This window comes from Paraburkholderia sp. SECH4, from assembly GCF_030511745.1.
Lineage (GTDB): Bacteria > Pseudomonadota > Gammaproteobacteria > Burkholderiales > Burkholderiaceae > Paraburkholderia > Paraburkholderia madseniana.
Map to the genome: position 1 here is coordinate 1 of NZ_JALOCP010000080.1, position 11,301 is coordinate 11,301.

Here is an 11,301-nt window from a genome sequence, read left to right on the forward strand (position 1 = left end):
CAAGTCGTCCGTGGGAACTTGACCTGTGCCGCCCCATTTTGTACTTTACGCGCCACTCGTCTGTTCTTTCCGATAGTGTGGGAAAGGCCAGAGAACGAGGCACAAACAACGGGAATACTACGACATGCAACAAACCGAAAAGCGCGAAAATCGTCGGATCGAGATCGCTGACCACGCGATCAGGTGCTTTGCGGAACACGGGTACGCTGAAACGTCGCTGCGCGACATCGCGGAAGCTGCAGAAATCAACTTAGGGCAGCTCCACTATTACTTTGAGAGCAAGACCGACCTCATTCTCTACACAATACGTCGCTACAAGACCCGCTTCATTGGTCGTCTTGTGGAAGCGATGGAGCAGGAAGGGACCACGAAGAACCGCGTAACCTCGGTCATCGACCTGCTAATCGCAGCCGCTACGCGCGACGCGAAGATTCATCGTCTCTGGTACGACCTACGCGCTCAAGCACTGTTTAATCCAGGTTTGCGCGCGGCCACCTCGGAGATCGAGCGAGATCTGGAGAACGCCACCTCTACACTTCTTCATCTGCAGCAGCCTGAGGCATCGCGCGGAACGATCCATCAGACATTTCTCCTGCTTGATGCGCACTTCTTCAATGCACTGCAAATGACACTCTCTGGAGAGGATCCCGAAGGCAAGCGATTTCGGCGCACCATGCGGCGCCTGCTGGTCGCAGCGATTCCGACCACTACAAAATAGGTCAACTGACCAAAAAATTGACAAATTAGGACGATCGTCCCAATAATTCCGAACCTCGGGCGCTCGAGACTCGGGTTAGGGATCAGATCGATGAAGAGTTCCACGCAAGTTGCGGACGACGCACTCACCTCCAGCCTGCACCCGATCGAACGGATTGTGGTTGCCGTATCGGCGAATAAGGAAAAATGGGCGACGACGCCGGTGAGCCGTCGCGTTGAGCTATTGAAGCTGATTCGTGAAGCGCTAGTCCAAAACGCGGATGAATGGGCCAGGCTCGCTTCCACAGCAAAGGGTTTGCCCGCGGATTCCCCGCTCGTCGGTGAAGAATGGACCTCGGGGCCATGGGCAGCCCTGACGGCAATCGATGTGCTGCTCTGCACGCTAACGCAGCTGGATGGTCTTCGCTTTCTGGATGCAATGAAAGTACGCACAACCGCGACTAACCAGACAGCAGTGCAAGTGTTTCCCACGACGCTGACTGATCGCTTGCTGTTGAGTGGTGTCAGCGCCGAGGTTTGGATGGAACCGGGCGTACTGCCATCGAACCTTCGCCGATTCGTTGCCAGCGGCTATGATCCCATGCGCCAATCCAGCGCCGGGTCACTTTCACTGGTTCTCGGAGCCGGCAACATTACCAGCATCGCGCCGTTAGACGCTCTGTACAAGCTGTACGCCGAACACAGTGTTGTCGTCCTCAAGCTAAATCCGGTCACCGCCTACCTTTTGCCTGTTTTCGGGAAAATCTTTGCAGCCCTTATTGAAGAGGGTGTGTTTGCGATTGTCAACGGAGGCACGGATGTCGGCGTTTTTCTCACAGACCACCCCCTCGTGGAAACATTGCACATTACCGGAAGTGCAGCGTCCCACGACGCAATTGTCTTCGGCACTGGAGAGGAAGGGGCGAAACGCAAGGCGCAAGACATCCGTTTGAACACGCGTCCCATTACGAGCGAACTCGGTGCAGTCTGTCCGACGATTGTCGTCCCGGGGAACTGGACAGCCGCGGACATTCGCTTTCAGGCTGAGCATATAGCGACCCAGAAGTTACACAATTCCGGTTTCAACTGCGTAGCAAGCCAAGTCCTTATCCTGCCGCGGGATTGGCCGCACGCATCAGCACTACTTTCGGAATTGAAGAAGGTTTTCTCTTCCACGCGGACCAGGCCGCTTTACTACCCAGGAAGCAGCGATCGTTTGGCGGCCTTCCACGAGCATTATCCAGCAGCGTTGTCGCTTGCCCGCGACTCTGATGCGCCACGATTGCTTGCAATCCTGGATGGCACCAGCGTACACGATGACTATGCGTTCCGAACCGAAGTTTTCGGTCCGGCTCTCACTGTCGTGTTCTTGCCGGGCGCCGCACCTGAAGCGTTCCTCGAATCGGCAATCGGCTTTGCCAACACAAAACTTCACGGCACGCTTGGCGCAAACGTCATCATCGATCCGGCGACTGAAAAAGCACTAGGCTCACGCTTCGAAGCCCTGCTCACTGATCTCCGTTACGGCACCATTGCGGTAAATGCCTGGACTGGCCTCGGATTCCTGCTGGCTCAGACGCCGTGGGGCGCATTTCCTGGTCACCCCGTGAATGACATCCAAAGTGGGCGCGGGGTCGTACACAACTGTTTTCTATTCGACCGCCCACAGCGGTCTGTGGTCCGCGCGCCGTTTCGACCGTTCCCGAGAGCATTGTTGCACGGAAGTTTCGCCATGCTGCCCCGACCGCCGTGGTTCATTAGTAACCGGACCTCCGCCGCGACAGTTCGCAAATTATTGGCATTTCAGGCGCGTCCGTCCCTGTTCAAGCTTCTCGGTGTTTTTGTCAGCGCGGTGCGCGGCTGACGCATAGGGACAGCCTGATGCCCCTATAGATATGTGCGTCTGCCACCGACACACACATCTGCAAGTGGCATCGGGCCCATTCTGATGTCGGAGTATTCATCTACGCCCCGAAGTTTCGTTAAAGGTGCCCATTGAATCCATAGGTCAGTTTTGTATTCACGACATTGCGCGATCCTCCAGCCAATCGACGTATAGCAGGCGCTCCGCAAATAGCCACACGCCATCTATTTTTGCAAATGTGTCGTGATAACGAAGGGAGGCGAGCATCAAGCGTCGGTTTCCATCGTCGACTTTTACGTGATATGCCATGCAGTAGGCCTCACCCGTGGCCCGGTCATCCGCCAGCGTGAAGATCGTGCTCTGTCCGACGAAGTGCGTGGTCGCGTCGTACTGGTTCAGGTCCGCAAAGACCGGAGCGAGCGCCTCGCGCGCGTGCAACTCCATTGAGGGCGTCGGATCTTTTGCGTTCATGTACACCACGAAATGGGTGTCCGCCGTAAAGAGCGCCATCTGACCTGTCGGATCGCGACGATCGGCGCAGTGTGCATAGGCCTCGATAAGCTCCCGGATGGCGAGTCGATCCGCAGCTTCGCTGGGGGAGATGGATGCGTGCTTTATCATGAATGGGTTTCCTTATTCGATTCGTTCTGGCATGGCAAGAATGGTCACTCCAGAATGGCCCGTGGTTCGAGAAAGGCCTCGATTCCATACGTGCCGAATTCCCGGCCAACGCCGGAATATTTGAATCCACCCCAGGGGGCCTGTGGGTCATCACGCATACCGTTGATTGCAATGCGGCCAGCGCGGAGCTGAGAAGCCACGCGGCGTGCGCGTTCCATGTTGGTCCCGCTCACGAACGCGTGGAGGCCGTATCGTGAGTCGTTGGCAATCCTGATCGCCTCTTCATCAGTTTCGTAGGCGATGACACACAGGACAGGACCGAAAATCTCCTCCTGGGCAATCGTCATGTCGTTCGTCACATTGACAAATACCGTCGGTTTCACGAAGCAACCTTTCTCAAGACCCGGTGGATGGCCTTCGCCTCCGACCAGTACTTCTGCGCCCTCGGCGATACCCTTTTGGATATAGGACTGCACACGCTCGTACTGCTTCTGCGTCACCATCGGTCCGACAGCAGTCTTCGGGTCGGCCGGATCGCCAACGGGAAAGGCCGGGATCGCATCCACAACGGCGCGCTTGACCTCGTTGAGCCGACTCTTCGGCACGAGGAGCCGCGTCCCTGCCGCGCAGGCTTGACCGCTGTTCAGGAAGGCGATGCCCAAGGCAGTCGGAATCGCCTTGTCGAGCTCAACGTCGTCAAGCAGGATGTTGGGCGACTTCCCACCCAGTTCGAGGGTGACCCGCTTCATCGTCGCAGCGCCGTCGCGCATGATTCTCTCCCCAACCGCAACCGAACCCGTGAATGAGATCTTCGCCACGTCAGGATTGCGTACCAGCTCGGCCCCAACGTCATCCCCGCGGCCCGTGACGACATTGCACACCCCCGGCGGCAGTCGTGCCTCGTGCAAACACTTCAGCAACACGTGCGTCTGCAACGCGCTGAGCTCGCTGGGCTTGACAACGACCGTGCACCCGGCGGCAATGGCCGAGGCCAGCTTGAGGCAGATAAACAGCGCATTCGAATTCCAGGCCGTGATCAGACCGGCGACGCCGACCGGCTCCAAGGTCACCGTCGTCTGCCCCCAGGTCCGAACCAACGGCAGTTGGTGGAGCGCCTTCTCTGCGTGCAAGAACGAGTCGGCGGCCATCCGTACAATGAGCGAGGAGAATTGGACGGTGCCGCCATACTCATCGACCATGGCCACCGTCAGATCGTCAATGCGCGCCGCAACGACCTCGTGCAGCCGGCGCAACAACGTCGCGCGCTCTTCCCTGCTCGTCCGGGCGAAGCCGGGGAAAGCGTGCCTGGCTGCGCCGATGGCGCGCCGCGCATCTTCCTCATCGCCCAACATTGCGTAGGCGATCGCGGTATCGTTGGCCGGGTTGACGCTGACCATGACCTCGCGGCCGTGGGATTCAACGAAAGCCCCATCGATGTAGTGTTGAGTGATTGTTTTCATCGCACCTTTCCTTAATGACTTGCGGTCGGGATGAAGGACGATGGCGCGAGGGAACCCATCAATGCCTCGCGATCGCCGGCTCTGCCCCGCTGCGATGCTTCAGCGGGGCTCATGGCGATGTCTGAGGCAATTACTGAGCCAACAGCAATATATTGAATTTACAGGGACTTTTAAGTCCGCACACTGGCGATATTTCGCCAATGGCGAACTCCTGTACAACAGCCGACTGCTTAACGGTTCGCAGGCCGCTGCCGAAAGCGGCTCTTGTCGATCCTCAGCGCGCGGATCTTCGATTCGAGCGTCGAGCGAGGAATGCCGAGCCGTGTCGCTGCACCCGAGGGTCCATAGACCCGGCCGTCACAGACGCGTAGCGCGTCCTCGATGATCGTTCTCTCATGTGCCACGAGCGTGCTGGATAGCGCAAGCCTGCTGCCTACCGATGGTCGTGTCGGTAGCCAACTGTCGTCGATCGTGAATTCTTCGGAGTCGCACACAATCACTGAGCGCTCGATGACGTTTTGCAGTTCGCGCACGTTCCCAGGCCACGGATAGGATTGCAGGCGATGCAGTGTCCGCTTGTTGACGCGCTTGAATGCTTTACCCGCCTTGCGCGCGTAGTGGTCGATGAAATATTCCGCCAGCAGGGGAATGTCCTGTATCCGCTCCCGCAACGGCGGCATCTCAACAGGGAAAACGTTCAGGCGATAGAAGAGGTCCTGGCGGAAGCTTCCATCGGCCACGGCTTCACTCAAATCACGATTGGTGGCCGCGATAACGCGAACGTCTACGCGGATAGCCTCCCTGCCCCCAACGCGCTCAAACTCGCGTTCCTGCAGAACCCTCAGCAACGCGACCTGCGTGTCGGGCAACAGTTCGCCGACCTCATCGAGAAAAATCGTTCCGCCGTCGGCGAGTTCGAAGCGGCCGAGTCGCCGCTGGGTGGCACCTGTGAAGGCCCCCTTCTCGTGCCCAAACAGTTCTGAGGCAATCAGCTCGCGCGGAATCGCGGCGCAGTTCACTGCCACGAACGCCTTCGAGGAGCGGTGCGACCGCCGGTGAACCGCACGGGCGATGAGTTCCTTGCCGGTCCCGGTCTCGCCAGTGATCAATACCGTCGAATCGCTGGCTGCGACCTTGGAAACTCGTCCAAGCACAACCGTCAGGGCGGGCGACGTACCGACAATATCTTCGAACATGGAGGTCTTGTCGATTTCCTCACGAAGCGCCACGTTTTCCTGTTGCAGTCTCTCCTCGGCTCGCTTGCGCTCCTCGATATCCGTACATGCAACATACCAGCGGAGCAGCCGTCCGTGCTCGTCGCAGACCGGGTTATAACGAGCCAGAAACCAGCGATAGCTTCCGTCGTTCTTACGCAGGCGCAATTCCAGCTCAGGGACTGAACCGACCGACAAACGACTTGCAAACGCTATTAGCCGTTCGCGGTCGTCAGGATGAACGTGAGATCCAATGGCTCCGTGCAACCAATCGTCTAGACGGGTGCCGAGATAGGCGAGCGCTGTGCGGTTCGCGTAGAGGCGCTCGCCGTTCGGGCCCAGCACGCCTACGTGTTGCGGCGCGAGATCCACAATCTGCCGGAGTTCCTCCTCGCTCTTGCGCAGCGCCTGCGTGAGTTGCTCCTGCTCCGTGACGTCCATCCCCGTTCCGACGAGCCCCCGGAAAGTCTCGCCGTCGGTCGCAGGCGTACCGACGCAACGGATATAACGAATGGCTCCGTCGGGCCGCACAATCCTTTTCGTGAAGTCGAAGCCACGGTGGTCTGCCAGCATCTTCTGAATTTCGTGCGCCACGAAGTCTCGATCACCGGGGTGCACGAGCGCGATATATTCCGGAGTACTCGGCGCCTTGCCGCCCGGCTCAAGGCCGTGGATCTGGAACAACTCGGCAGACCAGTATTCAAAGCCGGCAGCGTTGAATGCCCAGTTGCCGATGTGCGCAAGGCGCTGACCTTCCGCTAGGTAAAACTCAGCCCGCGTTCGTTCTTCAATATCGAGGTTGATTCCAATCCAGCCACGTAGCGTTCCATCATTCGCCCGGCGAGGTTCAGCGCGACTGAGGAACCTGCGATATCCGCCTTCAGCGTTACGCACCCGAAAAGTCACTTCACCTGCGGATCCCGTTCTGACGCACTCTGACCAGACGTTGTGTGCCGCCTCGTGATCGTCGGGATGGAGAAACGCTAGATGGGCGTCCCACGCCGCGCCTGTCTCGATGCCAAACCGAAGAGGATGGTCCTTCGCAAGGCCCAGGTAATCCGCGCTTCGCTCATTCAGGAACGTGAGGGCCATGGACGGATCCGCGTACCAGGTGTGCGCCGGAATCAAATTTAGAGTGAATTGCAGCGATTCCCTGGTGAAATCATTCATGATGCAGCCCTCGGTGAGAACCGGTGAGTGCGTTGACCATTGTTCAGGCGCTTGCCATCCGGTTTCCGGGAGTCAGTAGCAATGACAGAACTCTCGCTTCCCGGTGACACTGCGCTTGTTCTTCAGCATATCGTTATTGGCGAAATTTCGCCAATCATTGGTGGGTTAAACATCTGTAGATTCCGTCACTTGCGCCTTGCTCAGTTGGCGCATAGGTGAGTTGTGCAAATGCTGAAACACAACAGCTTCTATTCGACGACAAAAATTGAGCGCCATGGAACCATGGATCTTGCGAATAGACGCCAACCGGGATATATAAAACATATTCTCGATTGACGCCGATTATATCCAGCCAATTTAAGCCGATTGGAACACGGCCTTATAAATTTTACTTTCCGGGGAACACCGAGCGAACAAAATTCTCATATTCTTTGTCATCGAGCTCGCGCTTTGCCTTGACAAGTTGTTCAACACCATAAGGTGCGCAATAGCGAAGCCTGTCAGTTCCGTCGGTGGCTGCAGCGTAGATATCTTCCGCAACTTTTTTAGCAGCCGCCGCGCCAGCTGCCAGTTTTTCCAAAGATAAATTTGTGCTTTCAAGGAATTGATCGTAACTCTCAATCCCACCATTACCAACATGTTCGCGCGCGGCCCTTTCGTGAAAAGGAGACAAAATTGCACCGGGTTCGTAAAGCTTGGTGATAATATTTTGGGATGCCAGTTCGTGTGACACCGCTTCAATAAAACCCTCCAGAGCGAATTTCGTGGAAATATAGACTGACGATGCCGGTATGCCGATCCGCCCCCCACAGGAACTGACATTCAGAATAACCCCACCTTTTTGTTGACGAAATATCGGAATAATTCCTTGCATCACGTTCATTACACCAAAAACATTGACCTCAAAATTTTTCCGAACCTTTTCCATTGAGATTTTTTCAAAGACCCCATATTGACCATAGCCCGCATTATTAATTACGAGATCAATGCGGCCAAATTTTTCCCGAGCAACCTTAATTGCACGGTCGATGCTTGCCACATCTTCCACATCAAGCCGCTCCACAACCAAATTAGAGAGGCCTCCAAAATCCGGAGAATTTCCTGGATTTCGCATAGTAGCTACGACATTAAATCCGCGTTCCGCGAATAGCTTTGCAGTGGCCGCCCCCACGCCGGACGAACTGCCGGTAATCAGCATTGTTTTCGTCATGATAATCTCCACTTAATAAGGCCTGTGACAATAAGATGAAATCCGAAATACGATAATGCCCTCGTACCGAAGCGACTCATTGCGTGAAATACATCGTCAAGCCGCTCCGGGGTTATCGAAGTCTGAAACCAGACCTTGATAATTTCCTGGGTCGAGGTCGTGGTAGTGCACGACGGCCGAGCACGATGATTTCGCTGCCGCCCCCGGCCTTCAGGCACTCACGTACCATGCCAGTCACTCCGGTCAGGACAATGCGAAGGGCCTTACTCCGACAGCCACTCGGCCGATATGCACTTGGCGCGGCTGGGCCCTTCAGGACGGCTGCTATCCAAGCGGCGACAATAGACCTAATATAGCGACGCCTGTTCAGGCTGAATTGACAACCGCCCCATGGACCTGAATCTGATCGGCCTGTTCGTCGAGATTGTGGAATCGCGCAGCCTCAGCGCCGCCGCGCGCCAACTCGGCATGACGCGCGCCAACATCAGCCAGCGGCTGAAGCTGCTGGAACGCGAAACCGGCGCACAACTCCTGCGTCGCTCGACGCGAAGTATCGAACTCACGCAAGCTGGACACACGCTGTACGACTGCGGCCAGCGCATGCTCGAGGATCTGGGCACGGCGCGCGCAGCGATCGACAGCCTCGGCCAGACACTACGCGGCCGGGTGCGGATCAGCGTGCCGACCGGCTTCGGCAGGATGTTCATCGGTTCGAAGCTGCTTGAATTCGCGCGCGCGCATCCGGGCATTACGCTCAATGTCACGTTCAACAATCGCATCGAGGACCTGATCGCCGCCGAAGTCGACGTGGCGGTGAAAATCACGTCGACACCCCCGCTGGACTATGTGGCTCGCAACATATGCTCGATTGACTGGAACCTGTATGCGTCGGCCGGCTATGTGGAGAAGCACGGTCCGATCGTGTGTGCCGAAGACCTCGAAAGGCAGACACTGGTCGGATCGCCCTATCCGGGCCGGCGTGTGACGATGACGCTCACGCACCGGGAGAACGAAGCCGATGTCCACACCATAACGATGCAACCCGCGTTGCAGTCGTCGGACTACCCCTTCCTTGCGGAGGCCGTGTGTCAGGGCATGGGTATTGGGCTATTGCCGGCCTACGTGCCGCATGCGCCGATGAACCGGGGACTGCTGCCGATCCTGCCGCAATACCGTGTCGCCGGTCAGCAAAACACGCTGTATATCGTCACCCTGCCCAATCGCTATCCATCGCCATCAACGCAAGCCCTGATCGACTACCTGCGAGACGAAATCCTTTCGCTCGCACAGACATGGACCTGAAGTAGTGCGTTCGGGCGGTCCGCCGCCGCGTTCGAATCCGTCATCTGAACCGCAGCACGCAGTCGGGCCGCAAATCCCCATATCGAAGCATTTCAACCGGCAAGGCTTTGTCGCGCGCCGCATGTCAACTTTTAGTTAACAGTTCGTCAATTCGCAATGGAATTGTCAATATGGTCAGATCATCTCAAGATCCGTCCATAGCAAAAGCCAATACACGGAGACAGGGATAGTGAATCCCCAATTGTCTAACGACGTCGTCACGTTCGCACTGCGCCCGCGCGAACGTGGACGTGTCGTTCCTCCACGGCTGCGGCTTCCTGCGCTATCGCGGTGGCCCGATGAAGTACGCCCACAGCGTCGCGCAGCGATACGGCATTAGCCGATGCAGTTGCACTAGAAGTGCCCTCCTCGCTACGCCCCCCCTGTCAACCTGGATTTGCCATGTCTAACCTGCCCTCCTCACTGCCGCTCGCCGGCATTCGCGTTCTCGATCTCTCCCGGATACTTGCCGGACCGTGGTGTTCCATGGTGCTGGGTGACCTCGGCGCCGAAGTCATCAAGGTCGAACACCCAAAACGCGGCGACGACACCCGCGATTGGGGCCTGCGCGTCGGTTCGACCGAGACAGCCTATTTCAACAGCGTCAACCGCAACAAGCGCTCCGTGAGCCTCGACCTGCAAACCGCCGAGGGCCAGCAGATCGCGCGGGAGCTGGCGCAGAAGTGCGACGTCGTGATCCAGAACTTCAAGTTCGGCGGCGTGGAAAAGCTGGGCCTCGGATACGAGCAACTGAAGCAGGAACATGAGGACCTGATCTACTGCTCAATCTCCGGCTATGACCGCACGGGACCGGAAGCCGCACGTCCCGGCTACGATCTGGTGGTTCAGGGCGAGGCCGGGCTGATGGCGCTCAACGGCGAAGCCGATCAGCCGCCTCTGAAATTCGGCGTTGCGGCCGTCGACCTGTTCACCGGGATGTACTCCGCCCAGGCGGTGCTCGCAGCGCTGTTCGAGCGCCAGAAGACCGGCAAGGGACGCCACATCGAAATGGCGCTGTTCGATTGCGGCCTGATGATCACGTCGTATTACGGGCTGGAAGCGCTGATTATGGGCGAAGACCCGCCGCGTTACGGCAACGCGCATCCCTCGATCGTGCCCTACGGCGTATTCGATGCGGCCGATGGATCGCTCGTCATCACGGTCGGCAACAACAGTCAGTTCACGCGCTTCTGTCGCGATGTGATTGAACGCCCGGATCTTGCCGAAGACGAGCGCTTCCAGACGAACATCGGCCGTGCGGCGAACCGCGAGGCCCTCGTGCCCGAACTCAAGCGCGAGATCGGCCAGAGAGCACGCGGGGTGTTGCTGGAGCGCCTTGCTCAGGCCGGCATCCCATGTGGCGAAGTGCTCGGTCTTCACGAGGCACTCACCTCGAAGCGCGCGACGGACGCCGGGCTCGTGACGACGCAGCCGCATCCGGAGGCCGGCAGCACGCACGTCCTCGCTCCGCCCTACCGCTTCGACGGTGCGCGCTTGCCGGTACGAAGCGCACCGCCGCAACTCGGGGAAGGCACGAAGGATGTTCTGCAGTCGCTGCTCGGTCTGTCGGACGAACGGCTCTCACGGTTGAAGACTGACGGCGTCGTTTGACGCCACATTGCGCCTCGGTACAGGACCGCACTTTCCTTCCGGTCCAGAGAAGAAAAACCTGGCGCGTAAAGTACAAAATGGGGCGGCACAGGTCAAGTTCCCACGGACGACTTG

At 57.9% G+C, this 11,301-nt stretch carries 8 protein-coding genes; 4 read left to right on the top strand and 4 right to left on the bottom strand.

What is annotated here, in order from left to right:
- Positions 1-124 precede the first annotated feature (124 nt).
- A complete protein-coding gene (locus tag M0D67_RS41255) occupies positions 125-718 on the top strand; it encodes a TetR/AcrR family transcriptional regulator (protein WP_266243426.1) in 594 nt (197 codons plus the stop codon).
- 90 nt (positions 719-808) lie between these two features.
- Positions 809-2,560 carry an aldehyde dehydrogenase family protein gene (locus M0D67_RS41260; protein ID WP_266243428.1) on the top strand — a complete coding sequence of 584 codons (1,752 nt, stop codon included), beginning with the start codon at positions 809-811 and terminating at the stop codon, positions 2,558-2,560.
- A 156-nt stretch (positions 2,561-2,716) separates the two neighbouring features.
- Here M0D67_RS41260 and M0D67_RS41265 read toward each other — a convergent pair whose 3' ends face one another.
- From M0D67_RS41265 to M0D67_RS41280, 4 genes are all read right to left on the bottom strand, one after another.
- Positions 2,717-3,181, bottom strand: a complete 465-nt coding sequence (locus tag M0D67_RS41265; RefSeq protein ID WP_266243430.1) for a nuclear transport factor 2 family protein — start codon at positions 3,179-3,181, stop codon at positions 2,717-2,719.
- A gap of 44 nt (positions 3,182-3,225) precedes the next feature.
- Positions 3,226-4,641, bottom strand: coding sequence for an aldehyde dehydrogenase family protein (locus tag M0D67_RS41270; protein ID WP_266243432.1), 1,416 nt, complete (start codon positions 4,639-4,641; stop codon positions 3,226-3,228).
- A 230-nt stretch (positions 4,642-4,871) separates the two neighbouring features.
- On the bottom strand, positions 4,872-7,025 hold the full coding sequence (locus M0D67_RS41275; protein ID WP_266243435.1) for a sigma 54-interacting transcriptional regulator: 2,154 nt from the start codon (positions 7,023-7,025) through the stop codon (positions 4,872-4,874).
- Between the two features lie 388 nt (positions 7,026-7,413).
- A complete protein-coding gene (locus M0D67_RS41280; protein WP_266243437.1) occupies positions 7,414-8,235 on the bottom strand; it encodes an SDR family oxidoreductase in 822 nt (273 codons plus the stop codon).
- A gap of 390 nt (positions 8,236-8,625) precedes the next feature.
- Here M0D67_RS41280 and M0D67_RS41285 point away from each other — a divergent pair, with 390 nt between their 5' ends.
- Positions 8,626-9,537 (top strand): LysR family transcriptional regulator, encoded by a 912-nt coding sequence (locus M0D67_RS41285; protein WP_266243439.1) that lies wholly within the window; start codon positions 8,626-8,628, stop codon positions 9,535-9,537.
- Between the two features lie 441 nt (positions 9,538-9,978).
- A complete protein-coding gene (locus M0D67_RS41290) occupies positions 9,979-11,187 on the top strand; it encodes a CaiB/BaiF CoA-transferase family protein (RefSeq protein WP_266243441.1) in 1,209 nt (402 codons plus the stop codon).
- Positions 11,188-11,301: the final 114 nt, after the last annotated feature.